The following is a 19,370-nucleotide window of genomic DNA, read 5'->3' as shown; positions in this document are numbered from 1 at the left end:
CGAGACGCCGCGCCCGGCCGGGGTGCCCGGCCCCGCCCCTGCCTGCGCCGTCGCCGCCGGTTTGGGCCCTGGCCCGGTGATACGCCGCGCCCGGCCGACCGGCCGGCACGCCCTCTGCCCTCGCCGCACGCCTGAACCTTGACCCCGTGGGAGCCGCGCCCGAGTGGGGCCGCCCACCCCGGCCCTTCTTTCGCCGCCGGTCGGGCCCTCGCTCCGCGAGGCGCCCCGTCCGGGCGAGAGGCCGTCGGCCCCGCGGGTGAACGCCCGGCGACCGATCCGCCCCGAAGACCATCATCGCGCGGGGGCCGACCGCTTGACCGGTGGCCGCTCAGCCGTCCGAGTCGTCCGCGCGGGAGACCAGCTCGTCGAGGTAGCAGGCGGCCTCCTGGAGGGCGCGGCCCGCGTCGCCGTCGCGGATCGCCGCGCCCAGCCGGTCGTGGTCGAGGTCGTCCTGGGTGGGCTCGATGTGGGCGCTGTGCGCGATGCTGTCGTAGACCACCGAGGCGATGTCGTCGTAGAGCTCGATCAGCAGCGGGTTGTGCGTGGCGTGCACCACCGCGCGGTGGAAGGCGAAGTCGGTCTCCACGAAAGTGCCCATGTCCTGGGTGCGCCAGGCCTCGTCGCGCAGGGCCAGGGCGCGCTCGATCTCGGCCAGGTCCCCCTCGGTGCGGCGCAGCGCGGCCAGCCGGGCGGCCTCCATCTCCAGGGCCCGGCGCACCTCGAGGTTCTCCCGCAGGCGGGAGCGCTCCAGGCGGCGGCGGAGCGCACCGCCGAGCTCGCTGGAGGCGCGCACGAAGGTGCCCGCGCCCTGGCGGATCTCCAGCAGACCCGCGTGGGCGAGGGCGCGGACCGCCTCCCGGACGGTGTTGCGCCCGACCTCCAGCTGGTCGGAGAGCTCCGACTCGGTGGGGATGCGGTCGCCGATTCCCCACTCGCCCGAGTCGATCTGTGCTCTGAGCTGGCTGATGACCTGGTCGACCAGGCCTGTCCGGCGCGTCGAGGCGAGGGGCACTCGCTTTACCTCCTACAGATGTCGGCCGCCGTTCGTGGCCGGCCCGGGAGAGTCGGTCAGGGTGGCAGCCTAGACCAGCCTCGGCGCGGAATAGCCTCTCCCCGCGAATGCGTTACGCTGTCGATGTAGATCCTGTCATCCTATGTTTTTGGAGGGGTGTGTGGCAAGCGTCACCGAGACGCGCTCCGAGAGCGCGGAGACCGACCGCGCGGCCGGGCGCGGTCGCGGCGTCGTATGGCTCCTGGTCGCCGGCGTGGCGCTCGCCGCCGTCAACCTGCGCACCGCGATCACCAGCGTCGGGCCGGTGCTCGACGAGGTGACCGCGGGCCTGGGCATGTCCTCCACCGTCGCCGGGGTGCTCACCACGCTGCCGGTGCTCTGCTTCGCCGCCTTCGGCGCGGCCACCCCGTCCCTGATCCGCCGGTTCGGCGAGCACCACGTGCTGGTCGCCGCGCTGATCGCGCTCACCGTCGGACTGGCGACCCGCCCCCTGGTCGGCGACCCGCTGCCCTTCCTCGCGCTGAGCGCCGTGGCGCTGTCCGGCGGCGCGATCGGCAACGTCCTGCTGCCCACCCTGGTCAAGGAGCACTTCCCGGACCGGGTCGGCACCATGACCACGCTCTACACCACCTTCCTGGCGCTGGGCACCACCATCGCCGCGGCGGGCACCGTGCCGATGGTGCAGGCCACCGGGGACTGGCGCGTCGCACTCGGCGCCTTCGCCGCGTTCGGCGTGGTCGCGGTGGTGCCCTGGCTGCTGGTGCTCAAGCACGAGCCGCCGCGCAAGGACCCCTCCTCCGCGCTCTCGCTGCGCCGGGTGCTGAGCACCGGGATGGGGTGGCAGTCGGTGCTCTTCTTCGGCACCCAGTGCACCGTCGCCTACATCCTCTTCGGCTGGTACGCCCAGATGCTGCGGGACCAGGGGATGAGCGCGGGCATGGCGGGGCTGGCGCTGTCCGTGCTGACCGCGCTGGCCGTGCCCACCTCGCTGGTGCTGCCCGGCATGATGGCCAGGGCCCGGGACCACCGCGGCTTCGTGCTGTTCTTCTTCGCCTGCTACGCGGTCGGGCTGGCCGGCATCTGGTTCTGGCCGCTGCAGGGGATCTGGGTGTGGACCGTCCTGCTCGGCCTGGGCATGGGCACCTTCACCCTGGCGCTGACCTTCTTCGCGGTGCGCACCCGCACCTCGGCGGCGACGGCCGCGATGTCGGCCTCCAGCCAGAGCGTGGGCTACCTGATGGGCGGCCTGGGCCCGTTCCTCTTCGGCTTCCTGCACCAGGTCTCCGGCGGCTGGCACGCGCCGATCGCCCTGGTCGCGGTGCTGGTGACGGTCAACATGGCCGTCGGCATGCTGCTCGGGCGGCCGCGCTACCTGGAGGACGCGCTGGAGGCGCGCGCCGCCCGGTCCTGACCCCTCAGCCCGGCAGCCAGCCGACCTTCCCGATCAGCAGCACCGACCCGGCGAACGCCGCGATGTCGATCAGCGAGTGCGCGGCGACCAGCGGGCCGACCCGCCCCCAGCGCCGGTAGAACCAGCAGAACACCACGCCCATCACCAGGTTGCCGAAGAACATGCCCGCCCCCTGGTAGAGGTGGTAGAAGGCGCGCAGCACCGCGCTGGCCGCGATGATCCGCACCGGCGACCACCCCATCTGCCCCAGCCGGAGCATGAGGTAGCCGACCACGATCACCTCCTCCAGCACCCCGTTCTTCACCGCCTGCAGGACCAGGACGGGGTACTGCCACCAGTGCTGCTCCAGCGAGCTGGGCGCCACCGTCACGGTGAGCCCCAGCCGCCAGGAGACCAGGTAGACGACGAGGCCGCCGCAGCCGATCAGCGCGGCCAGGCCGGCGCCCGCGGCCAGGTCGAAACCGGGGCGGCGCAGGTCGAAGCCGATGGTGCGGGCCGACTCCCGGGTGCGGTGCAGCAGGTGGACCACGAGCAGCACCGGCGCCATCGCGAACACCAGCGAGTAGAGCTGCCGGGAGAGGTCCAGCCAGGGCCGCTCGGCCTCGGCGCGCGGCACGACGAGGTTGGCCGTCTGCTCGGCCAGCCCGCCCGGGGCGGTGAGCGCCCCGGTGAAGGAGATCACCGCGGAGACCGCCGAGGCGCCCAGCGACAGGGCCAGGACGCAGGCGACCTCCCAGCCGAGCAGCCGCGCGGTGAGCGGGGCGGGCACCGGCAGGGAGGGGGCGGCGGGCGCGGCGGCCGGCTCCGGCCGCGGTTCCGGTCCGGGCGCGGCGGCCCGCGGGGTGGTGGGCTCGGACATGCGGCCGATCATCGCACGTCCGGGCGGGCGGCCGGAGCGGGGAGGGGCGGAGCGCACCGCGGCGGCGCCCGAGAGGTCCGCGGGCGCCGCCGCAGCGGAAAGGCCGCCGGATCCGCGGGTGACACGAGAACCGCGGATCCGGCGGCGGTGACGGCCGTCCCGCCGCGCCCCAGCCACGAAAGCGGGGCGGGCGGCCGTCCGGGAGGAGGAGCCGGTGCCAGTGAGCCGCTGGGCGTTCCGGTCCTCTCCTCTCCATCAACATGGTCTCAGGGCCGCCGGGCCCGCGGGTGACACGAGAACCGCGGGCCCGGCGGCGGTGACGGCCCTCCCGCCGCGCCCCAGCCACGAAAGCGGGGCGGGCGGCCGCCGGGGACGAGGAGCCGGCCTCAGTGAGCCGCTGAGAACTGGTCCTCTTCGGTGGAGCCGGTGAGAGCGGTGGTGGAGGCGTCCGGGGTGATCGCCGTGGAGATCAGGTCGAAGTAGCCGGTGCCGACCTCGCGCTGGTGCCGGGTGGCGGTGTAGCCCTTCGGCTCGGCGCCGAACTCGTCCTCCTGCAGCTCGACGTAGGCGGTCATGCCGCTCTCCGCGTAGCCCTTGGCCAGGTTGAACATCGAGTAGTTCAGGCTGTGGAAGCCGGCCAGGGTGATGAACTGGAACTTGTACCCCATGTGGCCCAGCTCGCGCTGGAACTTGGCGATGGTGGCGTCGTCCAGGTGCCGCTTCCAGTTGAAGGACGGCGAGCAGTTGTAGGCGAGCATCTGGTCGGGGTACTCGGCCTTGATCCGCTCGGCGAACTGGCGGGCCACCTCCAGGTCCGGGGTGGAGGTCTCCATCCAGAGCAGGTCGGCGTGGGGCGCGTAGGCCAGGCCGCGGGCGACGCAGGCCTCCAGGCCGTTGCGGACCCGGTAGAAGCCCTCGGCGGTGCGCTCGCCGGTGACGAAGGGCCGGTCGCGCTCGTCGATGTCGCTGGTGATCAGCGTCGCCGCCTGGGCGTCGGTGCGGGCGATGACCAGCGAGGGGACGCCGGCCACGTCGGCCGCCAGGCGGGCCGAGTTCAGCGTCTTGACGTGCTGCCCGGTGGGGATGAGCACCTTGCCGCCGAGGTGGCCGCACTTCTTCTCGGAGGCCAGCTGGTCCTCCCAGTGCACGCCCGCGGCGCCGGCCGCGATCATGCCCTTCATCAGCTCGTAGGCGTTGAGGACGCCGCCGAAGCCGGCCTCGGCGTCGGCCACGATCGGGGCGAGCCAGTGCGGGGCGCTCTCGTCCCCCTCCGACCAGGTGATCTGGTCGGCGCGGAGCAGGGCGTTGTTGATCCGGCGGACCACGGCCGGGACCGAGTTGGCCGGGTAGAGGCTCTGGTCCGGGTAGGTCTGGCCGCCGAGGTTGGCGTCGGCCGCGACCTGCCAGCCGGACAGGTAGATGGCCTTGAGGCCGGCGCGGACCTGCTGCACGGCCTGGTTCCCGGTGAGGGCGCCGAGGGAGTTGACGTAGGCCTCGTCGTGCAGGAGGCTCCACAGCCGCTCCGCGCCGAGCCGGGCCAGCGTGTGCTCCTCGGTGACCGACCCGCGCAGGCGGATCACGTCCTCGGCGGAGTAGGTGCGCTCGGTGCCCTTCCAGCGGGGGTCGCTCTCCCACTCCTGCTGCAGCGCCGCTGCGGCTTCCTTCTGACGGCCGCTGATGCTCATCTGGCTACCCGCCTTCTCAGTTCCCCTGGTCGTTGTACCGGCTGGAGACGTGGCCCGCTCGGCCTTCCGGCCTTGCGGGGACCGTGTTCCCCGCCGGTGACTACGATTCTTCGCAAAGTTCCAGGGTTTTTCGAGCCGATTCCAGGTGAAGATCTTCGAATCTTTCCCTAAGATGAAGCCATGACGTACTTTGGTACTGAAGAAATCCCGTCTTTGCCGGGTGACCTGGATCTCGTCACCTTTGGCCAGCGCCTCCGGCACCTCCGCCGGAACCGCGGGATGACCCTCTCCGACCTGGGGGAGCGCGTCGGCCGGGCGCCCTCCCAGCTCTCCCTGCTGGAGAACGGGAAGCGCGAGCCGAAGCTGTCGCTGCTCACCGCGCTGGCCCAGGCGCTCGGCGTCTCGGTGGAGGAGCTGCTCTCCCGGCAGCCCCCCAGCCGCCGCGCCCAGCTGGAGATCGCCCTGGAGGAGGCCCAGCGCGACCCGGTGTACCAGGGCCTCAACCTCTCCCACCTCAAGGTGGGCAAGCGGGTCCCCAACGACGTGCTGGAGCACATCGTCGGCCTCTACGACGAGCTGAAGCGGCGCAGCGTCAAGCCCACCGCCAGCCCGGAGGAGGCCCGCCGGGCCAACGCCGACCTGCGCCGGCAGATGCGCGAGCGGGGCAACTACTTCGAGCTGATCGAGAAGGCCGCCAAGGAGACGCTGGGCGCGATCGGCTACAGCGGCGGAGCGCTCTCCCAGGGGCAGATCCTGGCCATCGTCACCCACCACGGCTTCACCCTGCGCTACGTGCAGGACCTGCCTCGGTCGGTGCGCTCGGTCACCGACACCCGCAACCGCCGGCTCTACCTCAAGCGCGAGTCGCTGGGCATGCACAGCCCGCGGACGATCCTGCTGCAGACGCTCGGCCACTTCGTGCTCGGCCACGACCACCCGCGCGACTTCGCCGACTTCCTCCGCCAGCGGGTGGAGGCCAACTACTTCGCCGCGGCCGTGCTGATGCCGGAGGAGCCCGCGGTGGCCTACCTGCAGGAGGCCAAGAAGGCCCGCGACCTGTCGGTGGAGGACCTGCGGGACGTCTTCTCGGTCTCCTACGAGATGGCCGCGCACCGGTTCACCAACCTGGCCTACCGCCACCTGGACCTGGTCTGCCACTTCATCCGGAACGACGAGACCGGCATCATCTACAAGGCCTACGAGAACGACGGCCTGGTCTTCCCCACCGACGAGAGCGGCGCCATCGAGGGCCAGCGGATGTGCCGGTACTGGTCCGGCCGGCAGGTCTTCGCCTCCCCCGACCGGTACTCGCTGTACTACCAGTACACCGACAAGCCCAACGGGACGCACTGGTGCGTGGCGCACGTCGACCCCAGCCGGGAGCGGAACTTCGCCATCACCCTCGGCGTGCCCTACAAGGAGTCCCGCTGGTTCCGCGGCCGGGAGACCACCAACCGCACCAAGTCCAACTGCCCGAACGGGGAGTGCTGCGTGCGGCCGCCGGGCGAGCTGGCCGCCCGCTGGGAGGGGAACGTCTGGCCGTCGGCCCGCGCCCACTCGCACGTGCTGTCCGCGCTGCCCTCGGGCACCTTCCCCGGCGTCGACGAGACCGACGTCTACACCTTCCTGGAGCGGCACGAGGCCGAGTAGCCGCACCGGCGCGGGGCGGGCGGGGACGGGCGCACCGCCCCGCCCCGCGCCTGGCGCGCTCCGGCGCCGCGGCGGGATACTCGGCGCATGGACGCCCAGCCGCCGACCGCCTCCGCCGAGACCGCCGCCCGGGTCCCGCACCCGGCGGTCCGCCGGCACGTGCCGCTCTACCGCGGCTACCGCTACTCCGCGGGCGCCGCGGTGTGGCGCCGGGAGCCGCCCTCCGGGGCGGTCACGGTCATCGTCAACCTGGGCGGGCCGTTCACCGCCGGCTGGATCGGCTCCTCCGGGCCGGCCTTCGAGGTCGCGCCCGCCTCCTCGTTCATCGCCGGGATGCACGACCGCGCCGCCTACACCCTGGACTCCGGCGAGCAGTTCGGGGTGGAGTTCGAACCGACCCCGCTCGGCGCCTACGCCCTGCTCGGGCTGCCGCTGCGCGAGCTGGCGGGGGAGCTCGTCGCCCTGGAGGAGGTGCTCGGCCCCGGGGCCCGGGGGCTGGTGGAGCGGATGGCCGCGGCGCCCGGCTGGGCCGAGCGGTTCGACCTGCTCGACGCCGCCCTGCTGGAGCGGGCCCGCGAACCGGCCGCGGCGCACCCGATGGTGGCCCGCGCCTGGGAGGTGCTGGCCGCCTCGCGCGGCCGCGCCACCGTCGCCGACCTGTCCCGGGAGACCGGGTACAGCCGCCGCCACCTCAGCGCCCGCTTCCACGAGCAGCTCGGCCTGGCGCCCAAGGCCGCCGCCCGGGTGCTGCGCTTCCGGGCCGCGCTCGGCCTGGTCCTGTCCGGCGGGACGCTCGCCGAGGCCGCCGCCGAATCCGGCTACCACGACCAGGCCCACCTCACCCGGGACTGGCAGGGCCTCGCCGGATGCACCCCCGCGGAGCTGCGCGGCGAGATGCTGGCCGGCTTCGCCGCGCCCGCCGCCCGGTGAAGCGGTTCCCATACCTACAAGACCCCGCGGCCCCCTCCGCCTAGGGTCTCCCCGACGCCTCTCCGCGGACGGGCGGGGGGCGGCCGAGAGCGAGGGAGGAGCCATGGCCGACGAGGAGAAGGCCGGCCGGCCGGCGGTGTTCCCGGTACTGCGCTACCGGGAGGCGGACAAGGCGATCCGCTTCCTGACCGAGGCGTTCGGCTTCGAGGCCGAGGTGCGCCACCCGCCCGAGGGGGAGTTCGTCGCGCACGCGGAGCTGCGCCTCGGCCGGGGCGTGGTGATGGTGGGCTCCGAGCGCGGACCGGACGCCGGGCCGACTGCGGTCCCGGCCGCTCCGCAGCTGCTGTACGTGTCCGTGGAGGACCCCGACGCGCACTGCGCCCGGGCGCGCGCGGCCGGCGCGGAGATCGTCGCCGAGCCCTCGGACATGGGCTACGGGGCCCGGGAGTACGCCGCCCGGGACCCGGAGGGCAGCGTGTGGACCTTCGGCACCGACTGGCGGGACTCTGCGGAGGGGCGGGGGTAGCGCCCGGCCCCGCGGAGGGGCCGGAGAGGACGGGGCGGGGGCACCCGCACGCGCGGCCGCCGGTGTGGACGGCGCCGCGGACCGCGCGCCGGGCGCTGCGGGGCGATCGCGCCCTGCGGCGCCGGCTCCGCCTCCCCACCGGGGCGGGCGCCGCGGCGCCCGCCCCCTTCCTGTGCCCCGAACCCACATGTTACCGTTGGTAACACTTTGGGGCGGCGGCCCTCCCCGTGCCGTTGCCTCCCCTTCCCGGAGCCCGACGCATTCCTCCTCCCGGTGCCCGCCGGGACGATCGAAGGACGTGTGAAGATGACCGATTCCGGCGCCGCCGGCGCACCCGCGTTCAGCCTGGAGCTCAGCGAGGACATCCGCGAGGTCCGGGACTGGGTCCACGGGTTCGCCCGCGACGTCGTCCGCCCGGCCGCCGCCGAGTGGGACGAGCGCGAAGAGACCCCCTGGCCGATCCTGCAGGAGGCCGCCAAGATCGGCCTGTACTCCCTCGACTTCTTCGCCAACCAGTGGCTGGAGCCCAGCGGCGTGGGCATCCCGGTCGCCTTCGAGGAGCTGTACTGGGGCGACCCGGGGATCGCGCTGGCGCTGACCGGGACCGGCCTGGCCGCCGTCTCGGTCGCCGCCAACGGCACCCAGGAGCAGCTCTTCGAGTGGGTGCCGCAGATGTTCGGCACCGCCGGCGACATCAAGCTCGGCGCGTTCTGCTCCTCCGAGCCCGACGCGGGCAGCGACGTCTCCGCCATCCGCACCCGCGCCGTCTACGACCAGGCCTCCGACGAGTGGGTGCTCAACGGCACCAAGACCTGGGCCACCAACGGCGGCATCGCCGACGTGCACGTGGTGGTCGCCTCGGTCGACCCCGAGCTGGGCTCGCGCGGCCAGGCCAGCTTCATCGTCCCGCCGAACACCCCCGGGCTGTCCCAGGGACAGAAGTTCGCCAAGCACGGCATCCGCGCCTCGCACACCGCCGAAGTGGTCCTGGAGGACGTCCGCGTCCCCGGCGCGTGCCTGCTGGGCGGCAAGGAGAAGCTGGACGAGCGGCTGGCCCGCGCCCGTGAGGGCCGGCGCTCCGGCGGCCAGGCCGCGATGAAGACCTTCGAGGCCTCCCGCCCCACCGTCGGGGCGATGGCGGTCGGCTGCGCCCGCGCCGCCTACGAGTACGCCCGCGACTACGCGGCCCAGCGCGAGCAGTTCGGCCGGCCGATCGCCGAGAACCAGTCGGTCGCCTTCACCCTGGCCGACATGGCCACCCGGATCGACGCCTCCCGCCTGCTGGTCTGGCGCGCCGCCTGGATGGCCCGCAACGACAAGGACTTCGCCCAGGCCGAAGGGTCGATGAGCAAGCTCTTCGCCAGCGAGACCGCGACCTGGACGACCCAGAACGCCCTGCGCATCCTCGGCGGCAACGGCTACACCCGCGAATACCCGGTGGAGCGCTGGCACCGCGACGCCACCATCTTCACCATCTTCGAGGGCGCGAGCGAGATCCAGCGCCTGATCATCGGCCGCGCCGTCACCGGCCTGCCGGTGAAGTGAGCGTTCCGCCGGCGGGAACGGGAGGAGGGGGCCGCGGCCCCCTCCTCTCCCTTCGCCGGGGCGGTCCGGCGCCCGGCCTCAGAGCGGGGCGCCGTCCAGGTCGTCCAGGAAGAGCAGCCGGGTGCTGCCGGGGACCACTCCGCCCTTGCGGTGCGCCTCCTCCAGCTGCGGGGAGGGGAAGTGCGCGCGGACCCGCTCCGCGTCCTCGAAGGCGAACAGCACCACGGCCTCGTCCGGTTCGTCGGCGTCCCGCGCGACCAGCAGGGTGCTCAGCCCCAGCCCGGCGCGGCGCTCGGCCAGCGAGTCGAACGCCGCGCGCCAGCGGTCGTATTCGGTGAACCGCTGGCGGATCAGCAGGTACGGCATGAGGGGCTCCATCCGTGCTCGAAACGGTGCGGACGGCGCCCCGCCTCCGCGGTACGGCGCCGCCGGTACCCGTTCTACCCCGCCCGCGGGGCACCGCGTCGGCGGGTCCCCTCCTCCGCCCGCCCCCTGCCGGGGCTCAGCGCAGCAGGGCGAAGAGCAGCAGGGCCGCGGCCCCGATCAGCGCGCCGCCCAGCACCTGGGGCGGGGTGTGGTGGCGCAGGCGCACCCGGGACCAGGCGACCAGGGCGGTGAGCGGGAGCGCCGCCGCCGCGCCCGCGGCGCCGAAGTAGGCGGCGGTGACCCCGGAGGCGACGACCGCGATGAGCGTGTGCACGCTCGGCTTGGTCCCGAGCGGATCGGTGAAGGCCCACAGCGCCAGCGCCCCGGCGCACATCACCGCACCGAGCAGCAGCAGGTCCCGCGGTCCGCCCAGAGCGGCTCCGAGGGCGGTCCCCGCCGCCGTGGACGCCAGGCAGACCAGCAGCGGCAGGCGCCGCTTGCGGCCGTCCCGGACGTGCCGGTCCTCCCACCACCCGCGCCGGACGCCCACCGCGATGAAGGACGCCGGCACCACCGCGCCGAACAGGGCGGCCAGCAGCCCCCACAGCAGCGCCTCCGGCACGGATCCGGTGGAGTGCAGCGCGGTGACCGCGACGATGTAGACGACCACCTGGGCCGGGGCGAGCAGGCCGGTGGCCGCGCGGGCCAGCCGGGACGCGGCGGAGGCCGGCGCTTCGGCCGATGGGGTCATGGGACGGCTCCGACGGTTCCAGGCGCGGTCTCACCCTGCTCGGGGAGCCGCTCCCGCACCGGCACGGCGGCCCGGCGCGGAAGTCTACAGCGACGCCCCCGCGCGGCCGCCCCGCGCCCCCGAGAGGCCAGCGGATACGCGGCCGGCCGCCCGGATCCTCCGTCCTCGAGCCGCCCCGCTCTCCCATGGGTCTCGGCGCTGCGAGAGGCGTACCGGGGCGGAGGGGGCGCCTCGCGGGGCGAACCGCGCGGCCGCCCGCATACCCGGCGGTCTCTGAGTGGGGTCGAGGTCCCGGCCGGCCTCGGCTTCCCCGGCACGCCGACCGGGGACCGGACCTTCCGGGCCCGACCGCCCGCCAAGGCCGTGCGCGGCATCGCCCCGGGGCTCTTCGCCTTCATCCTGATCGCCGGGGCCGCGTCCCGCCCGCCGGCCGGCCCATGCCGACCGCCACCGCCGTCCTCGCCGGCGACGCGCCGGCCGTGCCGCGCGGCAACGGCCCCGGACCGCCGCGGTGACGCCGGCGATCAGCGCGCTCCTCCTCATCACGCGACCGCACGCCGCGCCGCCCTGCGCGGTCCTGCCCCGGGGCCGTCTCCGCACCGCCGCCCGGTTCGCCTCCCGGGCGCTCCCGGTCGGCGCACCGGGCGGACCGCGGACGGCCTGGGCGGAGGCGGGGGCGGCCCCGCCGCGGGCCGGGTGCGGGGCGGAAGGCGCCGCGGGAAGGGCGGTTGAGCCGCAGTGTAACGAAGTGGTATCGATAGGGGATGCGCGTCGACGACATCCGCGCGGACGGGGGTGCGGCAGCGCCGCGGCCTGCGTCCGGCGGCCCCGCTCCTCCGTCCGCCGCCCCTGCGCCCCCTCGGCCCTCGACCGACTGGATCGACTTCGCCCGGGTGTGCGCCATGGGCGCCGTGGTGCTGGTGCACGCGGTGGCGCCGCTGGTGACCGCCTCGCACACCGAGCTCGGAACGGCCCCGTGGTGGGCGGCCAACACGCTGGACGCCGCGCTGCGCTGGTGCGTCCCGGTGTTCGTGATGATCAGCGGAGCGCTGCTGCTGGCCCCCAAGGCGGAGGCGCCCCGGGAGTTCTACCGCAAGCGGTGGGCGCGCATCGGCCTGCCCCTGGTCGCCTGGACCGCCGCCTACCTGCTCTGGGAGGTCTGGCGGCACGGGATGGACACCGAGACCGCCTGGCGGCAGGCGGCCTCCGGCGCGCCCAGCATCCACCTGTACTTCCTGTACGTCATCGCCGGGCTCTACCTGCTCACCCCGTTCCTGCGCACGGTGGTGGAGCACACCCCCCGGTCCGGGCTGTGGTGGTTCGCGGGGACGACCACCGCGCTGGGCGTCGCCGACCAGGCGCTCACCCTGGTGGAGGGGGCCGGCGGGGCCAGCGCCGCCACCCGGTTCCTCCCGTTCCTCGGCTACTACCTGCTGGGGTGGCTGCTGCACACCGCCGCCCCGGGGGCCCGCACCGCGCGCCCGGCCGCCGCGGCGCTGCTCGCCGGCACCGCCGCGACCGCCGGGGCCGCCTGGGCCCTCGCCGACGCCGCCGGCGCCTGGGAGGCCGGGGCCGACTACGTCTACGACTACCTCTCCCCCGCCGTGCTGCTCAGCTCGGTCGGCGCGTTCCTGGTGCTGCGCGCGGCCGGGCTGCGCCTCGCCCGCACGCAGGGGCGGGCCGCCGGGGCGGTGCGGCGCGCGGTCGGCCGGATCTCCGCGCTGAGCTTCGGCGTCTACCTGGTGCACGTGATGGTCCTGCGCGAGCTGCGCGACCTGCTCGGCGCCCCGGACGGCTGGGAGGCGGTGGGCGCCGCGCTCGGATACGCGGCCGCGGCGGCGCTGCTCAGCCTCGCGGCGGTGGCGGTGGTGCGCCGGATCCCCGGGGCGCGGGCGCTGCTGCTCTGAACGGCTCCGAGCGGCGCCCGCCCCGGACCCGGCTCCGGTGGAGGGCCCGCCCGGCCGGGGGCGGGCGGTGCCCTCAGCTCCGCTTGAAAGCGACCCCGGAGTGCTCCCAGAGCTTCTTGTCCGGCAGCGGGACCGGCTGCACGTCGCCGTTGCGCCAGGTGGGGCAGTCCACCGGGATCGGCGGCATCGAGCCGTCCGAGGCGGGCGAGACGAGCTCCAGGCCGTCGAAGACCTCTGAGCACTCCTCGGGCGAGCGGACCCGGCCCCAGTCCATCCCGAAGTCGTGGCACTTCTTGGTGAAGGTGCGGGCGAAATCCTCGTCGTCGGAGCAGAGGTGGGAGTAGACCAGCGCCGAACCGGCGGGGAGCCGCTCGAAGTACCGCCGGACCAGGCCGAACGGGTCGTCCTCGTCGCGGATGCAGTGCAGCAGGCTGACCAGCATGATGCAGACCGGCTCGGCGAAGTCGATCAGGCGCCGCGTATCCGGCTCGGAGAGCACCTGGTCGACGTCGCGCAGGTCCGCGGTGATCACCGTGGTCTGCGGCGAGTCCACGAGGATCGCGCGGCCGTGCGCCAGGACGATCGGGTCGATGTCGACGTAGACCACGGCGGCGTCCGGGGTCGCCCGCTGCGCGACCTGGTGGGTGTTCTCCACCGTCGGCAGCCCGGAGCCGAGGTCGATGAACTGGCGGACGCCCTGCTCGGCGACGTAGCGGACGCCCCGGGAGAGGAAGCCGCGGTTGTCCTTGGAGAGCCGGACGATCCCGGGGCTCAGCTCCTCGAAGGCGGCGGCCGCCTCCCTGTCGGCCTGGAAGTTGTCCTTCCCGCCGAGGAGGGCGTCGTAGGTCCGGGCCACCGTGGGCACGGACATGTCCAGCTGCGGCATGGCGGAAACGGTCCAGTCCGTTCCTTTCGCGGAGCGCTCGCTCACGTTCGACTCCCGGTCTGATCGGTGCGGAGGGTAAGGGGGGTACTGCCAGGAGGAGAGGGGCCGCCATCGTACATCGACGGAGGGTAGCGGGGCGGGTGGTTCGGGGCATCGCCCGGCGCCGCCGGGAGGGGCGGCCCGAGCGGGCTTCCGAGGGGGATTCCTACCCGGTGGGGCGGGGTGCGCAACCGCCCGGAGGCGGACCGTTTCCGCACTGCGAGACGGAAAAGGGTCGGCGGCGCCCCGCCCCGCCGACCGGTTCCGCCCCCGCCGCACGGTTCGTCCCGGTTCCATGTCCGGAGCGGTGCCCGGCCGGAGCGGCCGCGCACGGGGTGCGGAACGGCGCTCCCCGGGCCGTCTGCGGCCGGGGCCGCACGCGGTCCGCCCGCCGCCGTCAGGCGTCCAGGTAGGCCAGGACCGCGCGGACCCTGCGGTGGCCTCCGTCGTCGGGGGCCAGACCGAGCTTGGCGAAGATGTTCCCGACGTGCTTGTGCACGGCCCGCTCGGTGACCACCAGCCGGGCCGCGATCTCGGTGTTGCCCAGCCCCTGGGCCATCAGCTCCAGCACCTCCCGCTCGCGCGGGGTCAGCCCGCCCAGCGGGTCGGAGCGGCGGGTGAGCAGCTGGGAGACGACCTCCGGGTCCAGCGCGGTGCCGCCGCCGGCCACCCGGCGCAGCGCGTCCAGGAAGTCGTCCACCCGCGCCACCCGGTCCTTGAGCAGGTAGCCCACCCCGCCCGCGCCGTCGGAGAGCAGGTCGCGGGCGTAGACCCGCTCCACGTACTGGGAGAAGACCAGCACCGGCAGGGCCGGGACGATCCTCCTGGCGGCCAGGGCCGCGTGCACGCCCTCGTCGGTGAAGGACGGGGGCAGCCGCACGTCGACCACGGCCGCGTCGGGCCGGTGCTCGGCCACCGCGGCCAGGAACGACTCCGCGTCCCCGGTCACCGCCGCCACCTCCAGCCCCGAGGAGGTGAGCAGCAGCTCCAGCCCTTCCGCGAGGATCGCGCTGTCCTCGACGATCACCACCCGCACCGCTGCCCCGCCCTCCATGCCCGCCCGTCACCGCCCGCCGCGGATCCCTTTGCCGCCGGGCCCTCCGCCTTCCTCGCGCCGCGCACCGCCGTCCCGCGCGGATCGGCGGGGGCGGCCCGGGGCTCCGGGCGGGGCGGTGCATACGCTGGCCCCATGACCGACATTCCGGGCATCGACGCCTCCGACAAGCTGACCGTGGACCGCCGCTTCAACGGGCCCCCGGGGTCCGCCAACGGCGGGCACATCGGCGGACTGCTGGCCGCCCGCCTCGGCGCGCCCGCGGTGCGGGTGACGCTGCGAAAGCCGCCGCCGCTGGACACCGCGATGGCGCTGGAGTCCGCGGACGGGCCGGGGCTGCGGCTGCGGGACGGGGCCGAGACCGTGGCCGAGGCGGAGCCGGCGCCGGCCGGGTCGGTGCGGGTCCGGGCCGAGCGGGTCGCCGCACCGCTCGCCCGGGAGGCGTCCCGGGCCTACCGGGGGTTCTCCGGCCACCCGTTCGGCACCTGCTTCGTGTGCGGGCCGGACCGGGACCCCGGCGACGGCCTGCGGATCTTCGCCGGCCCGGTGCCCGGTTCGGACGGGGGCCTGGTCGCGGCCGCCTGGACGCCCGACGCCTCGCTGGCTGTACCGGGGACGCGCTACGCGGGCCCCGAGGCCGCCTGGGCGGCGCTGGACTGCCCCGGCGGCTGGTCCAGCGACATCCTGGAGCGGCCGATGCTGCTCGGCCGGATGACCGCCGAGGTGCTGCGCCCGCCGCAGGTGGGCCGCGAGCACGTGGTCACCGGCCGGCTGCTCGGCTCCGAGGGCCGCAAGGTCTTCACCGCCACGGCGCTGTACGACCACGAGGGCGCGCGGATCGCCGCCGCCGAGGCCGTCTGGATCACCGTGGACGTCGCGGCGTTCACCGCCGCGGGGTAGCGCCCGGCCCGCGGCCGCCGCCGGGTGCGCTCCCGGTGGCGGCCCGGTTAACGTGGTTCGCTGTGGCCCTCGAACCCGCACAGCAGACCAAGCCCGCCCGCGGCCGCAGCCCGGAGCGGCGCCGCGCCATCCTGGACGCCGCCGACCGGGTGATCCAGCGCGACGGACCGGACGCGCCGATGTCCGCGATCGCCGCGGAGGCCGGGATCAGCAAGCCCATCCTCTACCGCCACTTCGGCGACAAGGGCGGGCTGTACCGCTCGCTGGCCGAGCGGCACGTCGACCCGCTCATCGAGCGGATCCGCTCCGAGCTGCACGGCCGCGAGACGCTGCGGCTGCGCGCCCGCGCCACCGTCGGCGCCTACCTGCAGATGATCGGCCGGAACCTGAACCTCTACCGGTTCCTGATGGACCGGGCCACCTCCGAGGACCCGCGGACCCGCGGCGACGTGGGGATGATGGTCCGCCGCCTCGGCGAGGAGCTGGCCGCGATGCTCGTCGCCGAGGGGCACATCGCCGACCCGCTGCGCGCGCAGATCACCGCGCACGCGGTGGTGGGGATGGTCCAGGCCTCCGGCGAGTGGTGGCTGGACCACCCCGAGGTCCCCGAGGAGGTCGTCGTCGACGGCCTGACCGGCTCCGTGGTGGGCGCGATCGCCCAGGGGGGCGCGCGGAACTGACCCCGGGCCACCGCGGCCGGTGCGCCCGTCCGCCGTCCGGTGCGGGCCGGACCCCGTCGGCCGGACGGGCACGCCGGCCGAGGCCGCGGTGGCCCCGCCCCATCCGCGTCCCGCTCAGAGACCGTCGGGTGTGCGAACGGCCGCCCGGAGTGTCCGGGCGCGGGCCGGGGGAGGAGCGGCGGTCCGGGGCCCGGTGCCGCCGCGGCCGCTGCGGGGGAGGTTTCGCGGGGGCGGGCCCCGCGGCGGGCGGCGTCCGCGCCGCCCGGCGGCGCGGACGCGCCCGTACGCCCCGGCGGGCCTCGGGCGGGCAGGCGGGCCGGGCGTATCGGTGCGCGTTCCGGCGCGGGGCCGGGGGAGCCGCGGCCGCGGCTCCCGACCGCCCCCGGGTCAGACCTCGCCGGCGGCGGGGGCGGCGTGCAGGCGGCCGGGGCCGCCCTCCCAGCCGGCCACCCGGGACGGGTCCAGGTGGAGCAGGTCGATGGTGCTGGCGCCGGCGCAGACCGCGTCGACCAGCTCCTGGTCGGCGCGGACGCCGCGGAGCGCGTCGGCGACGATGTCGGCGGCCTTGCCCCGGGGCAGGCAGGCGACGCCGTCGTCGTCGGCGACCACCCAGTCGCCCCGGCGCACCGGGGTGGGCGCCGAGTCGGCCGAGTTCATCAGGATGTCCTGGCCGACCGCCCCGCCGGCGTCGTGGCCCGGGGAGCGCAGCGCCACCCCGGAGCTGACCACCGGCAGGCCGGCGCGGGCGATCGCGGCGAGGTCGCGGACGCAGCCGTCGATGACGATGCCGGCCAGTCCGCGGTTGCGCGCGGCGACCGCCAGGATCTCGTCGACGTAGCCGTACTCGGGTTCGGCGGCGGCGTCGACCACCAGTGCGGTCCCGGGGGCCGCCTGGGCGACCGCGGCGTGCAGCGCCAGGTTGTCGCCGGGGGCGCAGCGCACCGGGAATACCGTGGCCGCCAGGCCCGGCCCGGGCTGGACCGGGAACAGGTGGGCGCCGAGGGGGCGCGCCCCGCTCCTGGTCAGCGCCGCCGTTCCGAGCGCCGTCAAGGTGTCCGCAAGCGCCACGTCTGCCTCCAATACACGCGCCTGAGCGGGCCGCCGCACCCCGTGGAGGGGGCCGGCGGCCCGACCCCCTCATACTCACGGGTAACTTCACCGCGACGCAAGACGTCCGGCACGGAAAAGAGCAAAAAACGCTACCGGCGGTTACACGTTCGGGCCTGCGGATCCGCTCCGACCGGCGGTCTCCTCCGCGGGCGGGGCCACCGCCGCCACCGCGTCCAGGGCGGCCCGCGCGGCCCCGACGTCGTGCACCCGGAACACCCGTGCGCCCTCCCAGGCCGAGACGGCCAGCACCGCGAGCGTCCCGGCCAGCCGGTCGGTGAGCGGGGCGTCCAGCGCCTCCCCGATGAAGTCCTTGTTCGAGACCGCCACCAGGACCGGCCAGCCGGTGTCGGCCAGCTCTCCCAGCCGCCGGGTGAGCTCCAGCGAGTGGTAGGTGTTCTTGCCGAAGTCGTGGGTGGGGTCGATGAGCACCCGGTCCGGGGCGACGCCCAGCCCGACGGCACGCTCGGCCAGCCCGGTCACCGTGGCGACGACGTCGGCCGCCACGTCGGCGTAGTGCGCCCGGTGCGGGTCGGTCCGCGGCCCCAGTCCGCCGCTGTGGCTGCAGACCAGGCCCGCGCCGCCCTCGGCGGCCACCCGGGCCAGGTCCGGGTCGGCGCCGGCCCAGGTGTCGTTGATCAGGTCCGCCCCGGCGCGCAGGCACTCCTCCCCCACCCGCGCCCGCCAGGTGTCCACCGAGATCACCACCCCGGGGTGGCGGGCGCGCAGCTCGGCGACGAACGGCGCGGTGCGGCCGATCTCCTCCTCGGGGGAGACCTCGTCGCCGTACCCGGCCTTCACCCCGCCGACGTCGATGATGTCCGCGCCGTTGCGCACCGCCGCGTCGGCCGCGCGCAGCGCCGCCTCGAAGGCGAAGGTCGCCCCCTGGTCGTAGAAGGAGTCGGGGGTCCGGTTGACCACGCCCATCACCGCGTGCCGCCCCGGCCCGAAGACCCGGCCGCGCAGCCGCAGCACCCCGCCGGGCCGGGGGCCCGCCTCTCCCGCGGTTCCGCTCACGCAGCGACCCCTTTCCGCTCCCTGGGCGGCGCGGGGGCGGAGCCGTCGCCGCGCAGCCGCTCCTTGGCCACCCGCAGATGCTCCCATGTCTCCAGGATCCCGACGTCCGGACAGGAGCGGACCGCCTCCACCGCGTCCACCAGCCCGGACCGGTCCGCGGCCGCCACCGCGCCCACCAGGTCGTAGCGGCCGAAGCCGGCGGCGAGGAAGGAGACGCCGGCGACGCCGGCCAGCCGGGAGGCCAGCGCCGCGGAGCCGCCGCGGCAGCGCACCCCGAACCCCAGCCGCTCGTCCGCGCCCACGGCGGAGCGCTCCACCACGGCCGTCACGTGCACCACCCCGGACTCGATCAGCCGCACCACCCGGGAGCGCGCCGCCGCCTGGGAGAGCCCCACGCTCCGGGCCAGCTCGGCGTAGGAGGCCCGGCCGTCCCGCTGCAGGTGCCGGACCAGCCGCCAGTCCAGCGGGTCGAGCGGGGTGTCGCGCAGCTCCCGGACGCCGCTGTCGGCATCCTTGACCACGGTGCCGGCCCGGAACACCTCGGCGCCGGTCACCCCGGGCAGGGCGCGCAGCACCGCGGTCTCCTCGGCCAGCGCCTCGTCGTCGCGGACCCGGACCTGGGCCACGGCGGGGAAGCGCCCCGCCGTCTGCGCGGCGAAGACCACCGCCTCCCGCTCCGCCAGCTCGGCCAGGAGCGGGCCGACCGGACCCGAAACGGTGAATGAGATATGCCCGAAAACCTCCCTGCCGAGGACCCCCGCGTGCAGGACCCCCACGATGCGGATGGCTCCGACCGACACCAGCCGGCGCACCCGCGCGCGCACCGCCGTGCGCGACAGCCCCACCCCGTCGGCGAGGGCCTGATAGGTCGCTCTTCCGTCCCCCTGCAGCGCGCGCATCAGCGCCACGTCGACCGCGTCGAGCACGATATGTTCGCCTTTCGTTCATCGGCGGCCCCCATGCTCCCCCGGGGCGCCGCCCCCTCCTGCGGCCAGATCATGGCAGTTGCGGCGTTCCTTAACTACTGATCACGAAATAAACAAGC

The 19,370-nt window shown here is 75.3% G+C and carries 18 protein-coding genes; 8 read left to right on the top strand and 10 right to left on the bottom strand.

The annotated features are described in order from the left end of the window. Positions 1-328: 328 nt before the first annotated feature. Positions 329-1,012 (bottom strand): FadR/GntR family transcriptional regulator, encoded by a 684-nt coding sequence (locus tag J0910_RS12875; protein ID WP_420158733.1) that lies wholly within the window; start codon positions 1,010-1,012, stop codon positions 329-331. A gap of 160 nt (positions 1,013-1,172) precedes the next feature. Here J0910_RS12875 and J0910_RS12870 point away from each other — a divergent pair, with 160 nt between their 5' ends. Then, a complete protein-coding gene (locus J0910_RS12870; RefSeq protein ID WP_420158732.1) occupies positions 1,173-2,423 on the top strand; it encodes a CynX/NimT family MFS transporter in 1,251 nt (416 codons plus the stop codon). A gap of 4 nt (positions 2,424-2,427) precedes the next feature. Here J0910_RS12870 and J0910_RS12865 read toward each other — a convergent pair whose 3' ends face one another. Together J0910_RS12865 and aceA are read right to left on the bottom strand one after the other, a co-directional pair. Then, complete coding sequence (locus J0910_RS12865) at positions 2,428-3,282, bottom strand: CPBP family intramembrane glutamic endopeptidase (protein ID WP_420158731.1); 855 nt, start codon at positions 3,280-3,282, stop codon at positions 2,428-2,430. 386 nt (positions 3,283-3,668) lie between these two features. Continuing rightward, positions 3,669-4,967 (bottom strand): isocitrate lyase, encoded by a 1,299-nt coding sequence (gene aceA / locus J0910_RS12860; protein ID WP_420158730.1) that lies wholly within the window; start codon positions 4,965-4,967, stop codon positions 3,669-3,671. A gap of 213 nt (positions 4,968-5,180) precedes the next feature. On the opposite strand from aceA, the gene J0910_RS12855 reads away from it, so the two are divergent. From J0910_RS12855 to J0910_RS12840, 4 genes are all read left to right on the top strand, one after another. Then, positions 5,181-6,617 (top strand): helix-turn-helix domain-containing protein, encoded by a 1,437-nt coding sequence (locus tag J0910_RS12855; protein WP_420161982.1) that lies wholly within the window; start codon positions 5,181-5,183, stop codon positions 6,615-6,617. 87 nt (positions 6,618-6,704) lie between these two features. Next, entirely contained in the window at positions 6,705-7,547 is an 843-nt protein-coding gene (locus J0910_RS12850; protein ID WP_420158729.1) for a helix-turn-helix domain-containing protein, read from the top strand. 103 nt (positions 7,548-7,650) lie between these two features. Beyond that, a complete protein-coding gene (locus tag J0910_RS12845; RefSeq protein ID WP_420158728.1) occupies positions 7,651-8,073 on the top strand; it encodes a VOC family protein in 423 nt (140 codons plus the stop codon). Positions 8,074-8,379: 306 nt separating this feature from the next. Further along, the gene (locus J0910_RS12840; protein WP_420158727.1) at positions 8,380-9,618 is read left to right on the top strand and encodes an acyl-CoA dehydrogenase family protein; all 1,239 of its coding nucleotides are present in this window, start codon (positions 8,380-8,382) and stop codon (positions 9,616-9,618) included. 78 nt (positions 9,619-9,696) lie between these two features. Here the strand turns inward: J0910_RS12840 and J0910_RS12835 are convergent, their stop codons facing one another. Both J0910_RS12835 and J0910_RS12830 read right to left on the bottom strand, forming a co-directional pair. Next, entirely contained in the window at positions 9,697-9,984 is a 288-nt protein-coding gene (locus J0910_RS12835; RefSeq protein ID WP_420158726.1) for a hypothetical protein, read from the bottom strand. 136 nt (positions 9,985-10,120) lie between these two features. Then, the gene (locus J0910_RS12830; RefSeq protein ID WP_420158725.1) at positions 10,121-10,735 is read right to left on the bottom strand and encodes a phosphatase PAP2 family protein; all 615 of its coding nucleotides are present in this window, start codon (positions 10,733-10,735) and stop codon (positions 10,121-10,123) included. Between the two features lie 764 nt (positions 10,736-11,499). Here J0910_RS12830 and J0910_RS12825 point away from each other — a divergent pair. Further along, a complete protein-coding gene (locus J0910_RS12825) occupies positions 11,500-12,642 on the top strand; it encodes an acyltransferase (RefSeq protein WP_420158724.1) in 1,143 nt (380 codons plus the stop codon). A 73-nt stretch (positions 12,643-12,715) separates the two neighbouring features. Here J0910_RS12825 and J0910_RS12820 read toward each other — a convergent pair whose 3' ends face one another. Both J0910_RS12820 and J0910_RS12815 read right to left on the bottom strand, forming a co-directional pair. After that, on the bottom strand, positions 12,716-13,528 hold the full coding sequence (locus tag J0910_RS12820) for an SAM-dependent methyltransferase (protein ID WP_420161981.1): 813 nt from the start codon (positions 13,526-13,528) through the stop codon (positions 12,716-12,718). Between the two features lie 436 nt (positions 13,529-13,964). Then, a complete protein-coding gene (locus J0910_RS12815; protein WP_420161980.1) occupies positions 13,965-14,603 on the bottom strand; it encodes a response regulator transcription factor in 639 nt (212 codons plus the stop codon). A gap of 153 nt (positions 14,604-14,756) precedes the next feature. Between J0910_RS12815 and J0910_RS12810 the strand changes: the two genes are divergently transcribed. Next, positions 14,757-15,521, top strand: coding sequence for a hypothetical protein (locus J0910_RS12810; protein WP_420158723.1), 765 nt, complete (start codon positions 14,757-14,759; stop codon positions 15,519-15,521). Between the two features lie 62 nt (positions 15,522-15,583). Next, complete coding sequence (locus J0910_RS12805; protein ID WP_420158722.1) at positions 15,584-16,201, top strand: TetR/AcrR family transcriptional regulator; 618 nt, start codon at positions 15,584-15,586, stop codon at positions 16,199-16,201. A gap of 387 nt (positions 16,202-16,588) precedes the next feature. Here J0910_RS12805 and J0910_RS12800 read toward each other — a convergent pair whose 3' ends face one another. The 3 genes from J0910_RS12800 to J0910_RS12790 form a co-directional block, all read right to left on the bottom strand. Then, positions 16,589-17,269 (bottom strand): RraA family protein, encoded by a 681-nt coding sequence (locus J0910_RS12800; RefSeq protein WP_420158721.1) that lies wholly within the window; start codon positions 17,267-17,269, stop codon positions 16,589-16,591. 141 nt (positions 17,270-17,410) lie between these two features. Continuing rightward, on the bottom strand, positions 17,411-18,325 hold the full coding sequence (folP, locus tag J0910_RS12795; RefSeq protein WP_420158720.1) for a dihydropteroate synthase: 915 nt from the start codon (positions 18,323-18,325) through the stop codon (positions 17,411-17,413). After that, on the bottom strand, positions 18,322-19,251 hold the full coding sequence (locus tag J0910_RS12790; RefSeq protein ID WP_420158719.1) for an Lrp/AsnC family transcriptional regulator: 930 nt from the start codon (positions 19,249-19,251) through the stop codon (positions 18,322-18,324). The genes folP and J0910_RS12790 overlap by 4 nt, the downstream gene beginning before the upstream one ends. Positions 19,252-19,370 lie beyond the last annotated feature (119 nt).

This window comes from Nocardiopsis oceanisediminis (assembly GCF_048595525.1).
Classification (GTDB): Bacteria; Actinomycetota; Actinomycetes; order Streptosporangiales; family Streptosporangiaceae; genus Nocardiopsis_A; species Nocardiopsis_A oceanisediminis.
This window is presented reverse-complemented; position numbering and strand designations above follow the sequence as displayed.